Origin of the sequence: Yoonia sediminilitoris, assembly GCF_003058085.1 — a bacterium.
GTDB classification, from domain to species: Bacteria; Pseudomonadota; Alphaproteobacteria; order Rhodobacterales; family Rhodobacteraceae; genus Yoonia; species Yoonia sediminilitoris.
The window spans coordinates 15,628-39,323 of sequence record NZ_QBUD01000014.1 but is presented as its reverse complement, the minus strand read 5'-3'; the positions used below and the strand labels follow the sequence as shown (position 1 = coordinate 39,323).

The 23,696-nt window shown below is 56.9% G+C and carries 19 protein-coding genes; 9 read left to right on the top strand and 10 right to left on the bottom strand.

Annotated elements, in window-relative coordinates; translation table 11 throughout:
- Positions 1-174: 174 nt before the first annotated feature.
- The gene (locus C8N45_RS19035) at positions 175-2,196 is read right to left on the bottom strand and encodes a multicopper oxidase family protein (protein ID WP_108387923.1); all 2,022 of its coding nucleotides are present in this window, start codon (positions 2,194-2,196) and stop codon (positions 175-177) included.
- A 1,660-nt stretch (positions 2,197-3,856) separates the two neighbouring features.
- Here C8N45_RS19035 and C8N45_RS19030 point away from each other — a divergent pair.
- Positions 3,857-5,065, top strand: coding sequence for an NADP-dependent isocitrate dehydrogenase (locus tag C8N45_RS19030; protein WP_108387921.1), 1,209 nt, complete (start codon positions 3,857-3,859; stop codon positions 5,063-5,065).
- Positions 5,066-5,146: 81 nt separating this feature from the next.
- On the opposite strand, the gene C8N45_RS19025 is transcribed toward C8N45_RS19030, so the two are convergent.
- Complete coding sequence (locus C8N45_RS19025) at positions 5,147-6,175, bottom strand: transferrin-binding protein-like solute binding protein (protein ID WP_108387919.1); 1,029 nt, start codon at positions 6,173-6,175, stop codon at positions 5,147-5,149.
- A gap of 167 nt (positions 6,176-6,342) precedes the next feature.
- Entirely contained in the window at positions 6,343-7,284 is a 942-nt protein-coding gene (locus tag C8N45_RS19020) for a transferrin-binding protein-like solute binding protein (RefSeq protein ID WP_108387917.1), read from the bottom strand.
- Between the two features lie 154 nt (positions 7,285-7,438).
- On the opposite strand from C8N45_RS19020, the gene C8N45_RS19015 reads away from it, so the two are divergent.
- The 4 genes from C8N45_RS19015 to C8N45_RS19000 all read left to right on the top strand — a co-directional run bounded on the left by C8N45_RS19015 (position 7,439) and on the right by C8N45_RS19000 (position 11,126).
- Complete coding sequence (locus tag C8N45_RS19015; RefSeq protein WP_108387915.1) at positions 7,439-7,774, top strand: DMT family transporter; 336 nt, start codon at positions 7,439-7,441, stop codon at positions 7,772-7,774.
- Positions 7,775-7,855: 81 nt separating this feature from the next.
- On the top strand, positions 7,856-9,673 hold the full coding sequence (gene typA / locus C8N45_RS19010; protein ID WP_108387913.1) for a translational GTPase TypA: 1,818 nt from the start codon (positions 7,856-7,858) through the stop codon (positions 9,671-9,673).
- Between the two features lie 79 nt (positions 9,674-9,752).
- On the top strand, positions 9,753-10,421 hold the full coding sequence (locus C8N45_RS19005; protein WP_108387911.1) for a DUF6639 family protein: 669 nt from the start codon (positions 9,753-9,755) through the stop codon (positions 10,419-10,421).
- 141 nt (positions 10,422-10,562) lie between these two features.
- Positions 10,563-11,126, top strand: a complete 564-nt coding sequence (locus C8N45_RS19000) for a VOC family protein (protein ID WP_108387909.1) — start codon at positions 10,563-10,565, stop codon at positions 11,124-11,126.
- On the opposite strand, the gene C8N45_RS18995 is transcribed toward C8N45_RS19000, so the two are convergent.
- The 3 genes from C8N45_RS18995 to recA all read right to left on the bottom strand — a co-directional run bounded on the left by C8N45_RS18995 (position 11,123) and on the right by recA (position 15,264).
- Positions 11,123-11,410: a DUF1330 domain-containing protein gene (locus C8N45_RS18995; RefSeq protein WP_108387907.1), complete on the bottom strand. Its 288-nt coding sequence runs from the start codon at positions 11,408-11,410 to the stop codon at positions 11,123-11,125. The two genes, C8N45_RS19000 and C8N45_RS18995, sit on opposite strands and share 4 nt — an antisense overlap.
- On the bottom strand, positions 11,407-14,064 hold the full coding sequence (alaS, locus tag C8N45_RS18990) for an alanine--tRNA ligase (protein WP_108387905.1): 2,658 nt from the start codon (positions 14,062-14,064) through the stop codon (positions 11,407-11,409). Before alaS ends, C8N45_RS18995 begins: the two co-directional genes overlap by 4 nt.
- 123 nt (positions 14,065-14,187) lie before the next feature.
- Positions 14,188-15,264, bottom strand: coding sequence for a recombinase RecA (gene recA / locus C8N45_RS18985; RefSeq protein ID WP_108387903.1), 1,077 nt, complete (start codon positions 15,262-15,264; stop codon positions 14,188-14,190).
- Positions 15,265-15,446: 182 nt separating this feature from the next.
- Here recA and C8N45_RS18980 point away from each other — a divergent pair, with 182 nt between their 5' ends.
- Both C8N45_RS18980 and C8N45_RS18975 read left to right on the top strand, forming a co-directional pair.
- Positions 15,447-16,046 carry a gamma-glutamyl kinase gene (locus C8N45_RS18980; RefSeq protein WP_108388075.1) on the top strand — a complete coding sequence of 200 codons (600 nt, stop codon included), beginning with the start codon at positions 15,447-15,449 and terminating at the stop codon, positions 16,044-16,046.
- Positions 16,039-17,235 carry an NADH:flavin oxidoreductase/NADH oxidase family protein gene (locus C8N45_RS18975; protein ID WP_108387901.1) on the top strand — a complete coding sequence of 399 codons (1,197 nt, stop codon included), beginning with the start codon at positions 16,039-16,041 and terminating at the stop codon, positions 17,233-17,235. The genes C8N45_RS18980 and C8N45_RS18975 overlap by 8 nt, the downstream gene beginning before the upstream one ends.
- Before the next feature lie 28 nt (positions 17,236-17,263).
- Here the strand turns inward: C8N45_RS18975 and glpK are convergent, their stop codons facing one another.
- Both glpK and glpD read right to left on the bottom strand, forming a co-directional pair.
- Complete coding sequence (glpK, locus tag C8N45_RS18970; RefSeq protein ID WP_108387899.1) at positions 17,264-18,757, bottom strand: glycerol kinase GlpK; 1,494 nt, start codon at positions 18,755-18,757, stop codon at positions 17,264-17,266.
- A gap of 46 nt (positions 18,758-18,803) precedes the next feature.
- Positions 18,804-20,345 carry a glycerol-3-phosphate dehydrogenase gene (gene glpD / locus C8N45_RS18965; protein ID WP_108387897.1) on the bottom strand — a complete coding sequence of 514 codons (1,542 nt, stop codon included), beginning with the start codon at positions 20,343-20,345 and terminating at the stop codon, positions 18,804-18,806.
- Between the two features lie 168 nt (positions 20,346-20,513).
- On the opposite strand from glpD, the gene C8N45_RS18960 reads away from it, so the two are divergent.
- Positions 20,514-21,272 carry a DeoR/GlpR family DNA-binding transcription regulator gene (locus tag C8N45_RS18960; RefSeq protein ID WP_108387895.1) on the top strand — a complete coding sequence of 253 codons (759 nt, stop codon included), beginning with the start codon at positions 20,514-20,516 and terminating at the stop codon, positions 21,270-21,272.
- On the opposite strand, the gene C8N45_RS18955 is transcribed toward C8N45_RS18960, so the two are convergent.
- On the bottom strand, positions 21,255-21,983 hold the full coding sequence (locus tag C8N45_RS18955; protein WP_108387893.1) for an RlmE family RNA methyltransferase: 729 nt from the start codon (positions 21,981-21,983) through the stop codon (positions 21,255-21,257). The genes C8N45_RS18960 and C8N45_RS18955 overlap by 18 nt on opposite strands.
- Before the next feature lie 33 nt (positions 21,984-22,016).
- The gene (locus C8N45_RS18950; protein ID WP_108388074.1) at positions 22,017-23,129 is read right to left on the bottom strand and encodes a Ppx/GppA phosphatase family protein; all 1,113 of its coding nucleotides are present in this window, start codon (positions 23,127-23,129) and stop codon (positions 22,017-22,019) included.
- Between the two features lie 247 nt (positions 23,130-23,376).
- Between C8N45_RS18950 and C8N45_RS18945 the strand changes: the two genes are divergently transcribed.
- Positions 23,377-23,673, top strand: a complete 297-nt coding sequence (locus tag C8N45_RS18945; protein ID WP_108387891.1) for a virulence factor — start codon at positions 23,377-23,379, stop codon at positions 23,671-23,673.
- The last annotated feature ends 23 nt before the right edge of the window (positions 23,674-23,696 follow it).

The window sequence follows — 23,696 nt, the reverse complement described above, 5'->3', positions numbered from 1 at the left end:
ACCAGTCTTAGAGGCAAGCGCGGCTCTGCACCCGCCACCGGCGATCATCTGCAGGCCACCCATAATGCATACATGCCGCCGGACTTTCGAGGGAAGCCAAAACCGGAGTCCGGCTACCCCCTCGCGCCTCTTCGAACATGCGGTTCAAGCTGTGGCGTCATCTGCACTGACGATCTAGATGACTTCCAGCACCCGCATCATTTCATGGTCCTCATGGGACAGGATATGACAATGCCAGACATAGCGACCGGGTTTGTCGAAGGTAGCTTTGATTGCCACCTTCTGCCCGATCCCTGTGTCCGGATCCCCCGGAAGCGCGGTCACCATGTCCCGCGGACCGTTCTCCACGATTTCCGGACGGTCCGGCACGCCCCCAGCCTCGGTGATGCTGGTCACGTTCACGACCTCGCCAAATGCACCGCTGTGCTGCGGCACCGGTACCGTTCCATCCGAAGTGAAGGTGAAATCCTGACGATCAAGCACCTCGAAGTCTACGAGGTGCAGGTGGATCGGGTGTGCATCGCCAGTGAAATTGTAGATCTCCCAGATCTCGGTCGTGCCAAGCGAAACAACCTCGGTCGTGTCTTGGAACCACGTATACCCGGTCGCTGTCCCGTCGCCGTTCACTGTGCCAAGAAGGGGCTGCAGCCGACCAAATTCATCAGTGCCCTCAAAGAGCGCAACCTGGCGGAAGTTGGAAACCTGCGCCATGTTGCCTTTCCAGCCCGGCAGTGCCGACGGGTCGAACGCGTCGGGAATGCTTGAATTGAGCGAAACCACCACGTCGAAAGCCATGATGCGGTCGGTCTGACGGTCAGGGAAAAGGTCCCCAGAGTCGAGGTCGTCGCCGAAGGCTCCGCCGAAGGGCGCGTCGCCGCCGATATTCTCCATGATCACGCGCGATCCTGAGGGGACACCGGAGAAATCGAAGACAATGTCGTAGCGTCCACCCGGTTCAAAGACGAGCGTATCGGTCTGCGTCGGTTCCTTCGCAAAGCCCTGATCCATCCCGATAACCCAGAAAGGGATCGGCGCGCTCGCACCGTCAAGGTTGGTCGCGGAGGGTGCAGCCGCAGCCCGGAAGCGCAACACCATGAAACGCGAGTCGCAACCGTTCAGCAACCGCATCCGGTAATGCCGCGGTTCAACATTTGCCTTGGGCCAGATCTTCCCGTTCACCACCACGTGATCGCCAAAGAACTCGGCAAGCGCGGTCGGGCCGCCGCCCGGGAACAGGTCCGGCGGGAGCACCGCGCCCTCGCCGGTGATGAAATCGTCGTAGAACGGATCACCTGGATAGGCAGGATAGAAGAGGTTGCCCTTGTTGGTGAACATCCGGTCCTGGATCGCGTAAGCGAGTTCGTAGGGGAAGGCCGGCAGCCCAAGCGGGTTGTCCGGCTGGCCGGTATCGAACTCGTCGCGCACGAAGTAGAAGCCGGCGAGCCCGGCGTAGACGTTGAGACGCGTGATTCCAAGCGCGTGGTCATGGTACCAGAGGTTGCCCGCTTGGACGTTGTTGTCGTAGCGGAAATCCGTCTGGAACCCCCCCTCGACGAAATCCCATTGTGGCCCCTTTACATCGCCGTCGGTGCTGAAGAAGTATTCCGGGTTGCCGTCGAATTGGAAGTCGGTGCGCCCCCCGTGCAGATGCGGAATCATCGGCACGCCGTTCTTCTTGATGCTGTAGGCGCGGTAGTCGACGCCATTGGCCGACGAGGCGCCATGCAGCGAGTAGCACCAGTGCAGGTTTTCGTCGACAGGCAGCAGATGCTCATTGGCTTTGATCTCGTTTGCCCACCTGACGATGGTTTCCTCAGCGCCACCGTGAGAGGCGCTTACCACCTGAATGGTCTGGCCGGGCCATGATATTGTATCATTTCCATAGCCCCAGATTGGCGTCTTGAGCCGTCTGCCGTTCTTGGGGTCGACCAGCCCGGTCTCCTGAATGTTTTCGCCAGCCTTGACGGAAAAGTCCGGCTTCATAGCGGGTTTTCCATTCTCGTTCAGGTCTTTGTACAGGAAAGCAGGGTCAAGAGCGTTCGGCGCGAGTTCGATGAACTTGGGCTGCAAGCTTGGATCTGACAGCCCAGCCGCCAACGGTATCGCTGCGGTTCGTGTCGCGCCGAAGAGTCCCGGGAGCGCGAAGGCACCTCCCGCAATAGTGGAAAATTCCAGAAAGCTACGTCGTGTAATCATAATATTTCCTCCAATCTGGAGGACAGAGCATCACTTGGTCAAACCTCGTTTCAAACCACGCATGCCGTCAGATTTCTATTGAACAAAAATTACTTGCCATGGAAATGTCCTAATCGGCCAAACTTTCTCTATCCTCGGTAAGTTCAGTAAATTTGGATAATATCGTCAGTTGACTTTGCTGGATTGATCGAAGTCAAAACGTCTCTTAAGTTGATTGCTTTACTATCTATTGTTGAAGATTCGTGACCTTGAACTTTCCGGCGCGCATTACAAGCAGTGCTTTGTTTTTGTCTTCTTACGAACCCACTGTGACCACTAAAAAGCAAGCCACGCAGTCGCAGCAGGCGGCTGTTTCGTCCGCACCGCGGACCTAATGCCGATCTCAGTTCGTGCAGATACGGCGTGACGTGATGGAACGACACGGCTTGTCCGGGCGTCAGGCGTGTGAATTGGTGTCTTGTGTTCGGTTCTTATACTGGGAAAAGTCAGTCTCCTGGTCACGGACAAAGGTGAACCGGTGCTCTCGGCTGGAGGTCCTGAGCTAACCTTCCATTAACTGGAATTCCTATAGGTATGGGCCGCTATCCTTGTGGGGCTTGGCCGATCAACTTCCCCAGCCCCCAGGACCGGGGCTCGATCCAGTCCCAGGCCGCCGCAACTACCCCCCGATCAGCCGCCGGGGGACCCATGGGGCCAACTTTCCCACATCAGAGAACGCGCCACCACAAAACCCCTATAACCGCTCCATAAGGCCCTATATCCACCCCCAGAGATCTCTTTTAAAAGTTCTTCAGTCTATTGGAACAACTGACCCCATTGGCCCCTATATTGGCCTCGCGCCGAACGAAGACCGGGTGCTTCTTGTCGAACCGCCCTCAATTGCAGCCGACAGGCCAATCGTCCGTGACCCGGAACTCGTGGAAGCCCTTCCCCTGGAGCGCCGCCTTGATCGTGTCTCCGCGAAACCTCGATCCCGGAAAGCGCGCGAACTTATCCTCCCATGCGGCCATATCAATCTCCACCTCGACCTGGGTTTGTCGGCACAAACCGCTTGCCCGCCGTCATAGGCGCATCCATGCCTTCTTGCATGTGCGCTATATCCCGCCGTGCCAACATCCCGACGATCGCCTCCATAAACGGGACGCCGTCCGACCCTATTATGCCTCTAACACGGCCGGAGAGACCTGATCGCAGTGATCGGTCGCGGCGATCTGCGAGCGTCATGTCCGAACCGCCCAGACCCATCTCCCGCCGCCGACCGTGGACTGTGACCCGGAGGACCTATTAGTGGCCGCCGTCCTATCTTTTCCAGAACCAAAGCCCGCCGCCGTCGTTATATTTGCCTGCGCCGAGGGCTTTCACCTTCACCGCCGAGAGTTTATCTAGCGGCATTTTCATCCTCCGTTTAATCCACCTTTCTATGCTGGCTCGAAGTGAGCCAGAAGGAGACAGTACCGCGCAAATGGAAATAGCAAATCATTGATTTTAAATTATAATGTGAGACCTCGAGTCCCGGCCAAGATCAAGCAGAAACGACCCTTCCGAGGCTACCGAGTCTACCAAATACTCACAATTTGTATACGAATGCATACCATCTTTCTGTTTGGTGGAAAGTGCGCTATGCGCATCCCATAGATTCAATCATTGCGGAGACAAGCGCATGTCCAAGATCAAGGTACAGAACCCCATCGTCGAACTGGACGGGGATGAAATGACCCGGATTATCTGGGATTTCATCAAGCAAAAGCTGATTTTGCCTTATCTGGATGTGGATCTGAAATATTACGATTTGGGAATGGAGGTGCGCGACGCCACCGATGACCAGATCACCATTGATGCCGCCGAAGCGATAAAAAAGTACGGTGTGGGTGTCAAATGTGCGACGATTACGCCCGATGAACAGCGGGTCGAAGAATTCGGGCTGAAAAAAATGTGGCGTTCCCCCAACGGCACGATCCGCAATATTCTGGGTGGCGTGGTCTTTCGTGCCCCCATCATCTGCAAGAATGTCCCGCGCCTTGTGCCCGGCTGGACCCATCCCATTGTCATTGGCCGCCACGCCTTTGGCGACCAGTACAAGGCCACCGATTTTCTGATGCCCGGTCCCGGCAAACTGACGATGAAATTCGTTGGTGCAGATGGCACAGTGATTGAAAAAGAGGTCTTTGACAGCCCCGGTGCCGGTGTCGCGATGGGCATGTACAACCTTGATGCGTCGATCATCGACTTTGCGCGCGCATCCCTGAATTACGGGCTGAACCTTGGCTGGCCAGTGTATCTTTCGACCAAGAACACGATCCTGAAAGCCTATGATGGACGCTTCAAGGACCTGTTCCAGCAGGTATTTGATGAAGAATTCGCAGAACTTTTCGACAAAGCGGGTATCACTTACCAGCACCGTCTGATTGATGACATGGTGGCCTCTGCCATGAAGTGGTCAGGCAAATTTGTATGGGCCTGCAAGAATTATGACGGCGATGTGCAATCCGACACGGTCGCGCAGGGGTTTGGGTCGCTGGGGCTGATGACGAGCCAGTTGATGACTCCCGATGGCAAAATTGTCGAAGCCGAAGCAGCTCATGGCACTGTGACGCGGCACTACCGCCAGCATCAGGCGGGGCAGGCCACATCGACCAACTCGATTGCTTCCATCTTTGCCTGGACCGGTGGGCTCAAGCACCGCGCCAAGCTGGATGATAACGCGCAACTGGCCAAGTTCGCTCAGACGCTGGAAAAGGTTGTCGTGGACACTGTGGAAAGCGGTCACATGACAAAAGACCTTGCGCTGCTGGTAGGACCTGACCAAAGCTGGCTGACCACCGAAGGTTTCCTTGAAAAGATCGACGAAAATCTGAATGCAGCGATGTAATGAAGTGAAAGCAATTTATGCAAAAGGCCACCCCGTGGGGTGGCCTTATTTATTTGCCGGACGGCGCCTGTGGTCCTGACCCTAACGCCGGAGCATGCCGAATTCATCGCCCGACACGAAACTGCCTGCACCGATAAATTGCTGGGTTTCGCCGGTCTCATCATTTGTTGCCGTGATGTCCAGACCGACCACACCTGCAACGGTCTCTGCATCTTGTCCATAAAACACGCCACCCACATTACTGTCAGACGTAAAGGTCGCGCCATCGACACTTGAAACCACCGTATTCGCAGTCGTGCCAAATCCGTTTCCGAGGATATCGGCCTCCTCCAACGCAACGGTTAGGGTTCCTTCAGGGCGCATCATTGGCAGTTCCATTTGCTCAAGCGGCAAATCAACCGGCAGAAAAAGTTCCATTTCACCAGTGACCGAGCTTTGTGCAAAGTCAGCGTCCAACGAAATAAAGCCGCCAGCACGCAGACGGCTTTCCAGACCACCGCCGTCTACGACCGCGCCCGTCAGTCGCAGCGGTGCCTCATAATTTACGGTTCCAAGTGACGGGACCAGTTCGTCAGGGTTGGTTTCGGCCCCAAAAACAGCGAATCCCGCGGTAGTTTCGTCCTGAAAGAACACTGTCGCTACACTGGGCCGACCGTCCTCGGAGGCGAATCTATACCCCTGATCAACAAAGATATAATTGTCTTCGCTCATGTTTTCGCTCGAACGCAGCCCGTTGGGGTCAGTCAAAGTCACCACCAGCCTGCGATCCCCTTCCGTTTCAGGGAGCGTGACTGTCAGAGTTTCATCTGTGATCCGCAGCCTTGCATTGCCAGCCTCATCCCGCTCAACCGCGACGACGCGAACAGTCCCGCCAGATTCCAGACCATCGCGAGCAAGATCGAAAACCTCTTCTGCCGAAGCAAAGGCGATTCCGGTCGCTGATGCTTCACCCGATTGCGTCCCGAAATAGAGCGGATTCACCGGGTCCGATGCCGGCTCGGCCGTGTTGTCCAGACTGACCGTGTCAACTGGTGCAAGTTTGATTTCACAGCCTGCCAAACCGCTAACCGCGGCCACGGCAAGAATTGGTGCGATAAATTTCTTCGACATATGTTGGTCCCTAATGAATCGTTACCAGGACCGACTAAGTGAACAGTAAGACTAAAATTTGACTCAATACCGGCGAATTGCGGCCCAATGATGGCGGCGGTCACTCGCTAAATAATTGAAATCATGGTTAATTCCGCAACCCAAAGCCCAGCTATGTCTGCATCGCACTATTGCGGGACAATCACAAAACTGCCGACCCCTTCGAAATCATAGCGATTACCGCTGATGTCATGGGTGGTGTCGACCGCGAGCACACCAGCCACTTCCTGCCCGTTGGGTCCATAAAAAGCAGCATCCATGTCCGTGTCCGATGTGCAACTGCCGCTGCAATCAAATGTCCCGGCAAAGGTGTTGCCTGCAAACAGCGTGCTGTCCATAGACAGGTCGACGGCAACGGTGCGCGCACCGGCGTCATAGTTGGCTGACACATTTCCAGCGACTCGATTTGCCTTGAAGTCCGCATTTATCGCGATTGCGCCATCCAATTCTGTTCCGGCAGGGGACCCGTACTGGACACCATTTATGGACACGGCGCCAATGCCGGACAGATCACCGCTATAGGTGACGCTCCCCGCGATCCGCTCATTGATGATGTCCGGGTCAGTCAGGAAGCCGAACACATAAGCGGCTTCACCATTGACCGGGTCGGCAGGTTGTACGGAATCAAGTGCTGCATAGGACAGGACATGCACAAAGCCCGCATGTTCGCCCGCCATTTGTGGGTCAAATGTGATCCGCACGGTTTGCCCATTGGCCAATGTTCCTTCACCGCCTGTGATAATGACTTCTTCGCCGAACAGGGTTGCGACGGCATCACGTTCGGTCGGGTCTGCCGCAAAAAAACCGGATGCAAAACGCAACTGCCCCAACTGGGTTTGCGTCCCTGTGGCACTCTCGTAATCGGCCCCCACTGCAATGATATCCGCCTCTTCGGCGTCTTCAAAGGTCCAGCCAGCCCCGCCATAGGGCAGCCCGTTTTCCTGCGGCGTCGCATCCGGCGGAACCTCGACGGGCCCTGACACATTGCCGCCGCCTGACCCACCACCACAAGCCGAAACCAACAAAGTGCCGCACAACAAAAGCAAAACCCTGTAGTATCCGCAGCCCATGATGCAACACCCCGAGAATATCCGTCACAAGAGCGATACGCGACCATCATTTTGATGGCGTTAAATCGGTCAGACCCGACGCCCTGTTTCTGTCTCAAATTTTTCGAAAAATTGGGTCGTGACACAAATATGCTGCTAAGCTAGAGATGCCCGCATGCCCGCTCACTACATCTTTCTGATCATCGCCATCGCGACCGAAACGATTGGCACAACGGCCTTGCAGGCCAGCCAACAGTTTACGCGGCTGTGGCCATCAGTGCTGTGCATTGTCGCCTATGCTGCATCCTTTTATCTGCTTGCACTGGCGCTGAAGGAAATGCCCGTGGGTATCCTCTATGCGATGTGGTCCGGTCTGGGCATCGTTCTGATTGCTGCCATCGGTTTTGTGGTTTTTGGACAGCGGCTGGATTTTCCCGCCATTTTGGGGATCAGCCTGATCCTTCTGGGAATCCTGATTATCCATCTATTTTCCAGCACAAGCACGCACTAAAAGGCACACCGCCCAATAAGGGGTAGCTTTTGCTGCAATTGCACGCTATCCGCCCGTCAACTTCCGTACAAAGGCAGACCAATGGACATTCGCAATATCGCGATCATCGCACACGTTGACCACGGCAAAACGACCCTCGTTGACGAACTACTGAAACAATCGGGCATCTACCGTGAAAACGAGGCCACGCAAGAGCGTGCCATGGACAGCAACGACATCGAACGCGAGCGTGGGATCACTATTCTTGCGAAATGTACGTCCGTCGAATGGAAAGGCATCCGCATCAACATCGTCGACACCCCCGGCCACGCCGACTTTGGCGGCGAGGTTGAGCGTATCCTGTCGATGGTTGACGGTGTTGTTTTGCTGGTCGATGCCGCCGAAGGGCCGATGCCACAGACGAAATTCGTGACCTCCAAGGCGCTGGCACTTGGCCTGCGCCCCATTGTGGTCGTGAACAAGGTCGATAAGCCTGACGGCGAACCTGACCGCGCTGTTGACGATTGTTTTGACCTGTTCGCAGCCCTTGAAGCGAACGACGACCAGCTCGATTTTCCGACGATGTTCGCCTCCGGCCGGGCTGGCTGGTGTGACGCCGAACTGGACGGCCCGCGCGAAAATCTGGACGCGCTGTTTGACCTGATCATCGATCACGTCCCTGCCCCTGCGCAAATCGCCCACAAGGACGAACCGTTCCGCATGTTGGCGACCACCTTGTCTGCCGACCCGTTCATCGGCCGCATCCTGACGGGCCGGGTCGAAGCCGGCACGCTGAAGGCAGGCGAAACCGTCAAGGCCCTGTCACGCGATGGAGATAAGATCGAACAGTTCCGCGTGTCCAAGGTGCTGGCCTTCCGCGGCCTGTCCCAGACAGCAATCGATGTGGCCGAAGCTGGCGATATCGTTACGCTCGCCGGCATGACGAAAGCCACCGTGGCCGACACGATCTGCGATCTGTCGGTTGATGAAGCGATCCCTGCCCAACCGATTGACCCGCCGACCATCACCGTCACGTTCGGGATCAACGACAGCCCGCTGGCTGGCAAGGACGGCAAAAAAGTCCAGTCCCGCGTAATCCGCGACCGCCTGATGAAAGAGGCCGAAGTCAATGTCGCGATCAAAATCGCCGACACGCCCGGCGGCGATGCGTTCGAAGTTTCGGGCCGTGGCGAATTGCAGATGGGCGTCTTGATCGAAAACATGCGCCGCGAGGGTTTTGAACTCTCAATCTCGCGCCCGCAGGTAATTTTCACCGAGGTCGACGGAGAGCGTCACGAACCGGTCGAGGAAGTCACCATCGACGTGGATGATGAATATACCGGCGTGGTGGTCGAAAAACTGACCGGTCCGCGCAAGGGCGAGCTGACGGAAATGAAGCCTGCCGGTGCTGGCAAGACCCGCATTATCGCACATGTTCCGTCACGTGGCCTGATCGGGTATCATGGTGAATTCCTGACCGACACGCGCGGCTCGGGCGTTTTGAACCGCCTGTTCCACGGCACAACCCCCTATAAAGGCAAGATTGACGGGCGTCGTCAGGGCGTACTGATTTCGATGGAAAATGGCTCATCGGTCGCATTCGCGCTTTGGAATTTGGAAGACCGCGGCAAGATGTTCATCGGTGCGCAGGAAGCAATTTACACCGGCATGATCATTGGCGAACACAGCCGCGAAAACGATCTGGAAGTGAACCCGCTCAAGGGCAAGAAACTGACCAACGTGCGCGCGTCTGGCACTGATGAGGCTGTGCGCCTGACCACACCTGTCACCATGTCACTGGAGCAGGCCATCGCCTATATCGACGATGATGAACTGGTCGAGGTCACGCCAAACGCGATCCGTCTGCGTAAGCGCTATCTTGACCCACATGAGCGCAAGCGGCAGGCGCGGGCGAGCTAGGACGCGTTGATCTATATCATCGCAAGTCGCCGGTTTCTGTACTAGCTTTCTGGCTGGGCTATGGGGCACAGGGGCGGGCATGCAACTGAAAATTTGGCTTGTCACCGGATTTACCCTTGTTGCCCTGACAGCGCAGGCAGAGGGGCTGCAGTGCCCCGACCTCGCAGTCACGGTCACGAGTGGTGATCCGGGCTTGTCAGCGCGGGTCTGTGAAATGGTCGCGACGAGCAGCGCGGCACTCGCTGCCTGCAATATGCCCGTGCCGTTGCCCCTGTCCGTAACGATCAAGGACCGGCTCGCGCCAGCGTGTCTGGGTCTCTACCATTGTGGTGAGGCGCGAATCGACCTGTTGAAACCTGCGGCGTTGCCGGATGCGCTGGCAGCAGACAGCGTATTTCGGAATATCGCACCTTCTGTGCTCTTTTCCAGTATCATCATGCATGAACTCACCCATGCTTCCTATGAAGATGCCATCTGCCCCTTCCCTGACTGCCCGACAACGGCAGAGTATCTGGCTTATGCGATGCAAATCCGTAGCTTGCCGCCAAGCGACCGCGCCACTGTGCTGGCTATGTCGGAAAGTTGGGGCCGGATATCACGTGATGAGATCAACCTCGTCTACATGTCACTTGCGCCCGATCGCTTTGCACTGAAGTCCTATCTGCATCTGTCGCAACGCGATGACCCCTGCGCCTATGTTGGTCAGATCATGCGCGGTGACATTGTCCTTGATCGCGAACGTCCCTGACAAAGCCGAACTGCAACAGTAACCATTTGCGCAAACCGACCGACGCGGCGCGATTATTTCTGCTAAATCCTGTTTATCGCATTATCGTCCCTTTTCGCGCAGGCTCACTGCACTAAATTATTGAGGATACGGAGGGGAAACATGCACAAATTACAGACCCAGGGGGTCCATCATATCACCGTCACCGGCGCAGACCGGCAATCCACCATTGATTTCTGGGAAGGCGTGCTGGGAATGCCTTTCGTTTTCGAGCAACCCAATCTGGACGACCCTAAACAGGGTCATCTTTATTTCGAACCGGGCGACGGGCGGTTGATCACCGTTTTCACATCCGAAAACCGCAAACCGGGCGATAAGTCTATTGATCAGGGCCAGGGGTATTTGCACCATCTGGCGTTCAACGTATCCAAAGTCACCTTTGACCAATTAGTTGATCGGCTCGCCGCGCGTGGAATCAAGAACTCCGGACCCAAGGACCGTGGGTTCATGGACAGCATATATTTCCGCGATCCCTGCGGTATGCTGATTGAAATGGCGTCCTATCGGTTTGAACCACCAGCCGGTCTGACCCATACCGACGTGCTACACCGCGCGCACCTGATCCGGGTGGCCGCAGGCGACAGTCAAATCGACACGGTGCATCTGGCCGATGCGATCACAGCGTTGGTCGCTGAAAACAGCAACAGCCTGTCGGATAACAATTAATCGGTGATTTCAACCACCATCAGTTCGCGTTCTGACGCACCGCGTGCGTGGTCAAGCGCGGCCTGATAGGCATCTGAGTTATAGCAGGCCACCGCGTCCTCGACTGACGGGAAACGCGCCACCACGTTGCGGGGACGGTCCTTGCCCTCAAGTTGCACATAACGGCCACCGCGCGCGATGAATATCCCGCCGTGGTCGGCAATCGCGGGCCCCGCCAATTCGGCATATTTCTTGTATGCTGCGTCGTCCGTGACAGTCACATGGGCAATCCAAAGCGCGCTCATTTCAGTTCCTCCAGCACATGTTTCGCAGCCGCAATTGCCGCATCGGCGTTTTCAGCAGACGCGCCGCCACCTTGGGCCATATCAGGGCGACCGCCGCCGCCTTTGCCACCCAATTGGGGCGTTACAGCGCGCAGAATATCAACAGCCGATATTTTTTCCTTCAGATCATCCGTCACGCCGACAGCCACAGCGGCCTTGCCGCCTGTGTCGGCGATCAGCAGGACAGCCCCGCTGCCCATAGCTGATTTCATATCGTCAATCAGCGATGGCAGGTCCTTGCCCGTGACGCCCGACAAGACCTGTGCCTGAAATGGAATCCCGTTAATGGTTTCGGTCGGGCTGGCCTCTTTCGCGCCGCCACCCATGGCCAGTTCGCGCCGCAATTGCGCAACCTCGTTGGCGAGTGCTTTGCGTTCATCAAGCAACGCTTTGATCCGGTCGGGCACTTCACTTGCCGGGGCTTTCAGGCTGGAGGCAACCTGCGCCAACCGGGCATCCTGCGCGCGCAGATAATCAAGTGCCGCCTGCCCTGTCAGCGCCTCGATCCGACGCACGCCCGCACTTGAGGCACTATCGCCCAAAGTCACAAAGGTGCCAATCTCGCCCAATTGCCGCACATGGGTGCCACCGCAAAGTTCCAGCGAGTAGGTGTCGCCCCCAACGCCCTTGCCGGAGCCTGTCTGCTTGCCCATGGAAACAACGCGGACCTCTTCGCCATATTTTTCGCCAAAAAGCGCCTGCGCGCCCATGGCGCGGGCATCGTCGGGGGTCATTATCCGGGTTTCAACAGGCGTGTTCTGGCGGATCAGGGCGTTGACGTCCTTTTCAATCTGGCGCAACTCATCAAGGCTAAGCGGCTTGGTATGACTGAAATCGAACCGCAACCTGTCCGGCGCGTTCAGCGACCCGCGCTGCGCGATGTGATCGCCAAGTGTTTCGCGCAGCGCCTCGTTCAGCAGGTGCGTGGCAGAGTGGTTCGCCTGAATCGCTGCCCGTCGCAAAGGATCAACCGACAGCGTGGCACCTTGGCCCGCGCTGATGGTGCCTTGCGTCACTTCAGCGATATGCACATATACACCTTCCACTTTTTTGGTGTCAGTGATCGTGGCACTACCGGTTTCCGTTTGCAGCACACCGGCATCACCCACCTGACCACCTGCTTCGGCGTAGAATGGTGTTTGATTCAGCACGATTTGCACTGCTCCGTCAGCCTTGTCCGTCAGCGCGCCGTCGACAACCAGCGCCTGCACCTGGCCCTCGGCTTTCAGCGTATCGTAACCCAGAAAATCCGTGGCACCATGTTTGTCAGCCACATCAAACCAGATCGCCGCATCCGCAGCAGCGCCGGTGCCAGACCATGCCGCGCGCGCCTTGGCTTTCTGTTCGGCCATGGCCGCATCAAAACCTTCGGTATCAACGGCCCGACCCTTTTCACGCAGCGCATCCTGCGTCAGGTCCAGCGGAAAACCGTAAGTGTCATACAGCTTGAAGGCAGCTTCACCCGGCAGCGCCGCTTCTTCAGGCAGCCCTGCCAACTCATCATCCAGCAGCTTCAAACCGCGATCCAGCGTTTGCTTGAACCGCACTTCTTCGTTCAGAAGTGTTTCTTCAATCAAGCGTTGCCCCTGCCCCAATTCGGGATAGGCAGAGCCCATCTGCTGCACCAACGCGGGCACAAGCTGGTGCATGACCGGGTCCTTCGCCCCCAGCAAATGCGCGTGACGCATCGCACGGCGCATGATGCGGCGCAGCACATAACCGCGCCCTTCATTGGACGGCAGCACACCTTCGGCAATCAAAAACGAGGTAGAGCGCAGGTGGTCGGCAATCACCCGGTGGTGGGTGATGACGTTTTCATCCGTCCCGGTTGATGTGGCATTAGCCGAGGCATCAACCAGCGCCTTCATCAGGTCGGTTTCAAAGACATTGTTGGTGCCTTGCAGCAGCGACGAAATGCGTTCCAGCCCCATGCCGGTATCAATCGACTGCATTGGCAACGGCTTGGTCGAGCCGTCGTCAAACTGTTCATCCTGCATAAAGACGAGGTTCCAGATTTCAATGAACCGGTCGCCATCCTCTTCGGGCGTACCCGGAGGACCGCCCCAGATATGCTCTCCGTGATCAAAGAAAATCTCGGTGCAAGGCCCGCAAGGTCCGGTGGGACCCATGCGCCAGAAATTGTCATCCGTTGGAATACGAATGATGCGGTCATCCGGCAGGCCCGCGACTTTCTTCCACAAATCAGCGGCCTCATCGTCGGTGTGATAGACCGTGACCAGCAGCTTGTCCTTGGGGATATCGAATTCCTTTGTGACCAACTCCCATGCGTAGGGAATGGCCTGCTCCTTGAAATAGTCGCCAAAGCTGAAATTACCGAGCATTTCAAAGAACGTCAGGTGGCGCGCGGTCATCCCCACGTTATCAAGGTCATTGTGCTTGCCGCCCGCACGCACACATTTCTGGCTGGTGGTCGCGCGCGTGTAATCACGGGTTTCAACACCGGTGAACAGGTTTTTGAACTGCACCATGCCAGAATTAGTAAACATCAGCGTCGGGTCATTACGCGGCACCAGCGGGCTGGACGCCACGACCTCATGCCCTTGGCTGCGGAAGTAGTTCAGGAACGTTGATCGAATATCAGCGAGGGACGTCATGGCAGGTTTCCATAAATGCGGCTATCGGGGGCAGAAATAGCCCTGCGCCCCCGCACTGTCCACAGGCACAAACGAAAAAGGCGCCACCGCAACGTGACGCCTCTGTTCCATTGTCTACGGGACCTAGACTTCGACCAGATTGTCATCATCCGGCCCGTCATTGTCCGCATCAAAGTCCAGACCATGCGCCGCGCGGATCTTGTCTTCGATCTCATGCGCGATCTTGGGGTTTTCACGCAGGAACATCTTGGAGTTCTCGCGGCCCTGCCCGATCCGCTCATCGCCATAGCTGAACCATGCGCCGGATTTCTCCACCACGCCAGCCTTGACCCCGAGGTCAAGCAATTCACCATTCTTGGAGATACCTTCGCCATACATGATATCGAATTCGACCTGCTTGAATGGCGGGGCCACCTTGTTCTTGACGACCTTTACGCGGGTTGCGTTACCAACAACTTCGTCTCGATCCTTGATCGCGCCAATGCGGCGAATATCCAGACGCACCGAGGCATAGAATTTCAACGCGTTCCCGCCGGTCGTCGTTTCCGGTGATCCGAACATCACGCCGATTTTCATCCGGATCTGGTTGATAAAGATCACCATACAGCCAGAGCGGTTGATCGAACCGGTCAGTTTGCGCATCGCCTGACTCATCAGGCGGGCGTGGACACCGACAGAACTGTCGCCCATGTCACCTTCCAATTCGGATTTCGGCGTCAGGGCGGCAACCGAGTCAACCACAACCAACGACACGGCACCCGACCGCACCAGCGTATCGACGATTTCCAGCGCCTGTTCACCCGTGTCAGGCTGGGAGATCAGCAATTCGTCAAGGTTCACGCCCAGCTTTTTGGCATATTGCGGGTCAAGCGCGTGTTCAGCATCGACAAAGGCACAAACGCCGCCTTTTTTCTGTTCTTCGGCAATGGCGTGCAGCGTCAGCGTTGTCTTACCAGACGATTCAGGACCGTAGATTTCAATCACGCGGCCCTTTGGCAGCCCACCAATGCCAAGCGCGATATCCAACCCAAGTGAGCCTGTCGACGTCGCCTCGATATCGGCCATCTTGTTTTCGCCGCCAAGCTTCATGATGGACCCTTTACCGAACTGCCGTTCAATCTGGGCCAAGGCACTTTCCAATGCCTTTTCTTTGTCTGCTGTCTTTTTATCAACCATTTTGAGGAGATCTGCCGTTGCCATATTTCCCGTCCTTATTTCATGCGCACGCAGGTGCTACAATGACTGCTTTGTTCTTATTGTGTTCTCACCCTAAATGAGACCAAAAGAAGAACATTGCAACTAAAATTTTACAGGTTCATCTTCTGGCAGGAGTGGTTAAATATTAGTGTACAGTGGCCAGACTAATGAAAGTTGCCGAACAAATGCTTGTTTTCTGGAAAGAAAATCTTGTTTTACTGGCTGTTCCCAAGACAGGGTCAACCGCGATCGAGGGGGCATTGGCGCCGCGTGCGTCCATGGTTCTGCGTGATCCGCCACAATTAAAGCATGCGCCGTGCTATCGCTATAAACGATTCTTGCGCCCGTTTTTCATACAGGCCGGCGGTCAGACGCCTGAACTCATGGCGATTGTGCGTAATCCCATTGACTGGCTGGGCAGTTGGTATCGATACCGGACGCGGGACGATTTGATTGGTCATGAAAACAGCACCCGCGACGTCAGTTTTGATGATTTCGTGCTGGAATACTGCAAGGGAAACCCCGCGCCCTATGCCAATGTCGGTTCGCAAAACAAATTCCTGCGGATCAATGACGGTGAGTTGGGTGTAGAGCATCTGTTCCGCTACGAGGCCACGGATATCTGGCGCGGATATCTGGAAGATCGGCTGGGGATGGAGATCACACTCAAGCAAAAGAACGTCTCGCCACAGATGCCGCTTGCCTTATCGCCCGAGGTTGAAACCAGGCTGCGCGACAAGCGCGCCGCGGAGTTTGAAGTATGGGGAATGGCACGGCATGGGTGACCACGCAGACCCGTCCCTGTTTCAGCCGCTCACCTTGCCATGTGGCGCTGTCCTCAAGAACCGTATCGCCAAGTCAGCCATGTCGGATTCGCTTGGCGACGGGCGCGGCAACCCGACTGATCCGCAAGTCAGGCTTTACGAACGCTGGGCAAATGGCGGCGTGGCTGTGTCGATCATCGGAGAAGTACAGGGCGACCCCCATTTTGCGGAAAAGCCCGGCAACCTTGTCCTGCGGCACGATTCTGACATGGGTCAATTCAGAAAACTCGCCGACGCCGGGGCGGCAGACGGGGCGCAGCTTTGGCTGCAACTCGGGCACGCAGGGGCGATGGCGCACCCGCAGATCAGCACGCCCAAAGGACCAAGCGCGCTGGACCTGCCCGGCCTCACATGTGAGGCCTTGTCACTGGATGAGGTCCGCGCGCTGCCCGCCGCATTTGCCCATACTGCGTCCCTCGCCAAGGACCTCGGCTTTGCAGGCGTCCAAGTTCACGCAGCACACGGATTCCTGCTCAGCCAGTTCCTGTCGCCCTTGTTCAATATGCGCGAGGATGCTTATGGCGGGTCCATCGACGGCAGAATGCGACTTTTGCTTGAGGTGATTGACGCCATCCGCGCCGCAGTTGGACCCGCCTTTCCAGTTGCGGTGAAACTGAATTCAAGTGACCGGCTCAAGGGTGGCTTCATGCCCACGGATGCCCTTGCCGTTATCGCAACGCTGGATAATTCCACCATCGATCTGATCGACATCAGCGGGGGCACCTATTTCCCCGGTGCGCAGTCTGCGTCCGACAGCATCGGTCGAGGGCCCTATTTTCTTGACTTTGCACAACAGGCGCGCAGCAAGACAAGTAAGCCGCTTATGGCTACGGGAGGCTTCAAAACCTTTGAGGAAGCGGAAGTGGCCCTTGCGAATGGCGCTGTCGATATGGTCGGCTTGGCGCGCGCGCTAGTCCTTGACCCTGCACTTCCAAACGCGTGGCGCGCCACCAAATCCGGCGGCCCGGCTTTCCCAAAATTCACCGACCCGCCAGAGGGCGGCATCACCGCGTGGTATTCGATGCGATTGACGGATATCGGTGAAGACCGCGCAACGGATGAACCGCGCGATCTTGCAACCGCTGTCGCCGACTATGACAGGCGAGATCGTGCACGCGCTGAGCTTTGGAACGCACGCTTTTCCAGCTGAAGCTATCCCACATTGCCCATGACAGAAACTATTGGTCCGTCGTCAGCGTCCGCCGCACGGCGTCTTTCCAGCCAGCATAGCGGCGTTCGCGCGTCGCCTCATCCATTGCCGGATCAAACCGTTTTTCAAGAGCCCAGTTTGCCGCGAACCCCGCTTGGTCGGGATAGACGCCCGCCCGCATCCCCGCCAGCCAAGCAGCCCCCAAAGCGGTGGTTTCCAGAATTGTCGGGCGATCAACAGGCGCACCGATGATGTCGGATAGGAACTGCATCGCCCAGTCCGACGCGCTCATCCCGCCGTCCACCCGCAGCACGCCTTCGCCCGATGCATCAGGCCAGTCGCTTTTCATTGCCTCAAGCAGGTCGCGGGTCTGAAAGCCCACGCTTTCCAACGCAGCGCGGGCAAATTCGGCGGGGCCGGAATTGCGCGTCAGTCCAAAAATCGCGCCCCGCGCCTCGGCGTCCCAGTATGGTGCGCCCAAGCCGGTGAAGGCGGGCACCATGTAAAGTTCCTGCCCTGCGTCGGCACTTTGGGCCAGCGGCATCGTTTCAGACGCATCGGCGATGATCTGCAAGCCGTCACGCAGCCATTGCACGACTGCGCCGGCAATAAAAATCGACCCTTCCAGCGCATATGTGGGCTTGCCATCGAACTGATAGGCAATGGTCCCCAACAACCGTTTTTTGCTTTCCACCAGCGTGTCGCCGGTGTTGAGCAGGGCAAAACAGCCCGTACCGTAAGTGGATTTCATCATGCCGGGTTGGAAACACGCCTGCCCGATGGTCGCAGCCTGCTGGTCGCCCGCGACCCCCATGATCGGGATGGATGCACCAAACAGGCCCGGGTCCGTCGTGCCAAAATCCGCGGCACAGTCCAGCACCCGAGGCAGCATCGTCACAGGGATGCCAAAACGGTCGCAAATCGTCTTGCTCCATCGGCCATTGCGAATATCGTAGAGCATCGTACGTGCGGCGTTCGTTGCGTCGCAGACATGACGGGCACCGTTGGTCATCTTCCAGATCAGGTAGCTGTCGACCGTGCCAAACAGTAATTCGCCCGCTTCCGCGCGCTCTTGGGCGCCTGGAACGTTGTTCAGAATGTAATGCAGTTTGGTGCCCGAAAAATACGGGTCGGCCAGAAGGCCCGTACGCTGCGTGATTTCAGGCTCGAACCCTTCGGCGCGCAGTGCTTCGCAAAATGGCGATGTCCTGCGGTCTTGCCAGACAATCGCATTATGGATCGGCTCACCTGTGCTCTTGTCCCAAACCAGCGTTGTTTCGCGCTGGTTTGTGATACCGATTGCAGCAATATCACTGGCCGCAAGGTGCGCCTTTTCAATCGCGGCACGGCACGTCCTGACAACCGTGTCCCAGATATCGGCTGGGTCATGTTCCACCCAGCCTGACTTGGGGAAATGCTGTGCGAATTCCTCTTGCGCCGTTTCGACGATCTGCATGTCCGCATCAAAGACGATCGCGCGGCTGGATGTGGTGCCTTGGTCAATGGCCAGAATATAACTCATGTGTCCCCCCGATGTTGCTGGCAGGTTATCTGTCTGTGAGGCGGGTTCAACCGCCCATGTAATTTTCAAGCACGGCAACTTGGTCCGGTGTCATGCGCAACCCTAGCTTGCTGCGCCGCCACAGGATATCTTCTGCCGTCTGGGCATATTCTTTTTCCGCCAGCCATTTGACTTCTTTTTCGGTCAGGGTTGCACCGAAATCCACGCCCAGATCAGCGGCGGCCTTGGCGTCACCCAGAATGTCACGTGCTTCTGTGCCATATGCTTTGATCAGCCGCAGCGCCCAAGCGGGGGACAAGAATGGATAATCGGCCTGCAATTGGCTGACCAATCGGTCCCGGTCGGCAACGGCGAAATTCCCGCCGGGAAGTGCCACGCCCGCTGTCCAAGTCTGTGTATCACCCAACGCTGGGGTCAGTTTTTTCAAGGCATTTTCGGCGAGCTTGCGATAGGTGGTGATCTTTCCGCCAAATATATTCAAGAGTGGCGCCCCATTTTCATCTAATGACAACACATAATCCCGTGTCGCTGCTGTCGCCGACTTCGCCCCGTCATCATAAAGTGGACGCACGCCCGAATAGGTCCAGACGATATCGTCGCGCGTCACTGGCTTTTCAAAATATTGCGACGCGAACTGGCATAGATAATCTTGTTCTGCATCGGTTGCCGTGGGCTTGCGAGACAGATCATCATGTTCGGCATCTGTGGTCCCGATCAGTGTAAAGTCCGTTTCATAGGGGATCGCGAAAATGATGCGCCCGTCTTCGCCCTGAAAGAAATAAGCCTTGTCGTGGTCAAACAGCTTTTTGGTGACGATATGGCTGCCGCGCACAAGCCTGACGCCTTCGGTGGAATTCAGGCGCACTGCGTTGCGGATTACATCCTCGACCCACGGGCCGCCCGCGTTGACCAGACCACGCGCTGTAAATGTCAGCTGCTGGCCATCCCTTTCAGTGACGATTTCCCAATGGTCGTCGACACGGGCAGCACTGACGACTTTTGTACGGGTCATAATCTGGGCACCGTGGTCCTGCGCATCGCGGGCATTCAAAACGACAAGGCGCGAATCCTCGACCCAGCAATCAGAATATTCATATGCTGTCTTGAACTTGCCCTTCAGCGGTGCACCAACGGGCCGCTTTGTCAGATCGACAACACGTGTCGGAGGCAGAATTTTGCGTCCGCCAAGATTGTCATAGATGAAAAGCCCCAGCCGGATCAGCCATGCGGGCCTGCGTCCTTTCATCCATGGCATCACCAGCGACAGCAGGCGCGACGTGGGTGTTTCGCTCTCGAACCGCATGTCAGGGTGGTATGGTAACACGAAGCGCATGGGCCAACTGATGTGCGGCATCGCTTTCAAAAGGACTTCGCGTTCGATCAGCGCCTTGCGCACCAAGCCAAATTCAAAGAATTCAAGATACCGCAAACCCCCGTGAAACAGCTTAGTCGAAGCCGAAGATGTCGCGCCAGCCAGATCGTGCATCTCGGCCAACCCGACCTTCATGCCCCGACCTGCCGCGTCACGCGCAACGCCGCAGCCGTTGATACCGCCGCCAATAATAAAGATATCGAAGTCCGTTTGCATCTGCGTCCCCTCGTTTGCCACCCCGCTATGAAACACAGCAGGAGGGTGCAAGTGCGCCAAAGCGCAATGTTCGCACGAAACACACCGAACCTTTGCGAGGTCGAAGAACACTAATAATTAAAGAGCCTAATCTCTATACAATGTTCGTAATGGATAGTAAGCGAACATATGGATACGAAAAACCGTCAAGCCCTTATCCGCCAGCGCGCCCAGACCGATGGCAAGGTTATTGCAACAACCCTGGCCGATGAGCTTGGCGTTGCGGTGCAAACGATCCGACGGGACCTGCGCGCGCTTTGTACCGATGGCCTGCTGGAAAGGACCCATGGCGGCGCTGTGTTGCCTTCGGGCGTCAGCAACATCGGCTATGGCGACCGGCGGGCGCTGAACCGCGATGTCAAAATCAGGATTGCACGCCGGACAGCGCAACTGATCCCTGACAATGCGTCGCTATTTTTGAACATTGGCACCACATCCGAAGCCGTGGCGCATGCCCTACATGCGCATCGCAACCTGATGGTTGTCACAAATAACCTGAATGTGGCCAATATACTGGCGCAAAACCCCGGTTGCGACGTTGTGGTCGCAGGCGGCAGTCTGCGCCGCTCTGACGGCGGCTTGGTTGGGGATTTGGCCGCAATCGCGATTGACCGCTTCAAAGTTGATTTTGCAGTAATTGGTACATCTGCCATTGACCTCAGCGGTGACCTGCTTGATTTCGACCCCGAAGAGGTGCGCGTCAGTCAGCAGGTGATCAAGGCGGCACGCGCGACAATCCTTGTGGCAGATAGCAGCAAGTTTACGCGCAAAGCACCGGTCAAAGTCGCCTCACTGGCGCAGGTCGCACATTTTATCACCGACCGCATCCCGTCAGAGGCATTGATCAACCAATGTGCCGATTGGAGCACGTCAGTCGCTTTCGTCTGACCCTTTGAACCCGGTCGCGACCACGAACTTTTCCGAACTGTCGGACCGTGACGCAGGCGGTTTGACGTTTGCCACCTTCTTGAACCGCTGTTTGAGCAGTTTTTGCAGATCGCCCTCTGCACCGCCAGCCAGAACCTTGGCCACGAAGGTGCCGCCTTCGGTCAGAACATCAAAAGAAAAATGCGCCGCGGCCTCACACAGGGCCATGATACGCATGTGATCGGTCTGCTTGTGTCCTGATGCAGAGGCCGCCATGTCCGACATCACCACATCAGCCGTGCCGCCCAACCATTCGCGGACCTTGATATCTGCATCATCTTCCAGAAAATCGAGCTGGTGAATTTCAGCCCCCGCAATCGGTTCGACCTCTTGCAGATCGACGCCCAGCACATAGCCCTGCGCCTTGCTTTTGCGTTCGCCCAATGTGTTGGCGCGTTTGACCGCAACTTGCAACCAGCCGCCGGGCGCACAGCCCAGATCGACGATCCGGGCCCCGGGCACCAGAAACCGGTATTTGTCGTCCAGCTCCAGTATCTTGTAGGCTGCCCTGCCCCGATAGCCTTCGGCTTTGGCCCGTTTTACATATGGGTCGTTCAACTGGCGTTGCAGCCAGTTGGTTGAACTCAGCTTGCGCCCGCGTGCGGTTTTCACCTTGACGGTCAGATCACGCTGCCCGCGTCCGGATGTGTTTTTGGTCGGTTTCTTTGCCATAGCTGACCCTATCGCCTAATCTGGCCTGATCGTCTAGTAGGGCGCGTCTTCCAAGACCCCATCTGCAGACATCTGGGCGTAAAGCAGTCCTTCACGCAGGCCGCGGTCTGCGACAGACAACCGGTCTGTCGGCCACAACCGCATCAGCGCCTGCAAAATCGCAGAGCCGGACATGATCAGCGCCTGCCTGTCTTTGCCAATGCGCGGATCATTGCGCCGCCCCGTTGGCCCCAATGACAGGTAGTCACGGATCACCGTATCAATCTGGTCGGACGTCATGCGCAAGCCGTCAACCTTGGTGCGATCATAGCGCTTCAACCCCAGAAAACTGGCGGCCACTGTTGTGACAGTGCCGCTGGTGCCGACGATCTGGAACCCTTCGCGGGCCTGCTCGGCCGCATAGGGGGCGAAGGCTTCGAGGTTTTCTTCAAAAAACCAACTCATCAAGGCAAAGCGCGCCGCATCATCCTCCACGTCGGCAAACTGGTCGCGCAGGGTGGCAACGCCCAAGGGCACAGATATCCAATCCACGACTTTGGCTGCCGCAAACGGGCCGGGGTCAGCGCCGAACCCCGCGTGCAGACGCATGATTGAGCGCGGACGCTCGCGCTGGGGGACATTTGTCAGGTCAATCCAGACCAGCTCTGTCGAGCCGCCGCCAATATCGACCACAAGCAATTGTTCGGTTTTGGTGCTGACCAGCGGCGCACAGGAGATCACAGCAAGCCGCGCCTCTTCTTCGGGCTTGATAATCTCAAGCTCCAACCCGGTTTCGCGACGCACTTGAGAGATGAAATTATCGCCATTCAGCGCACGACGGCACGCTTCGGTGGCGACAAGGCGCATGCGTTCCACGCCATGCCTGCGCAGTTTGTCCCGGCAAATCCGCATGGCTGATATCGTGCGACTCATAGAGGCACGCGACAGACGCCCGGAACTTTCCAGACCCTGCCCAAGCTGGACAGATTTGGAAAAACTGTCGACCACATGAAACTGGCTGCCCTTGGGTTGGGCAATCAGCATACGACAACTATTGGTGCCCAAATCCAACGCTGCGTAAAGCGTCGCCGGATCGGACGATTTTGGCGCGGGGGTATCGACCGCTTTAGGGAACGCGCCCGCACCGCTGGGACGCTTGGGCGCCATCTTTACGCCCTCCATTTTCGAGTTATCCCCAAGCTAGGCCGCGAATTGCTTTCGCGCAAGCCTTCCCTGTCGCATCGTGAAGATGCCACATGTTCTATATGAATGGTATGACGGCTTGCACACCTCGTTCTTGCCGGGTCCAGCGTATAGAAGCATCCCGTCGCGGAACGCATCTGCTATGTCGAAATTCGGCACTGACATGTGCCGCAGACTGCTAGAACCGTGCCAACAGGGAGAACGGAATCACATGCCCGACGTCACCATCGTATATTGGCGCGATATGCCAGCACAGGTCATCGTTGGCCGTGGCCGGAAGGGGACAAAAATGCCCCTGCCCGAACGGTTTGAACAGGCCATTGATCGCGCGGCGATGAAGTCAGGCGCGGCCCAGTCCGATGATTATATGGAAGGGTTCCGCAAGGCTGATCCATTTTCCGTGGATGGCGATCCCGCCGAGATTGCGCAGTCGCAAGTGGCGCGCATCGACCGCGAATATGACGCGGATCGCATCAAAACACTGATCGCCAAGGATGGCTGGGCTTGAGCAAGCCCCCCACCTTCCCCCAA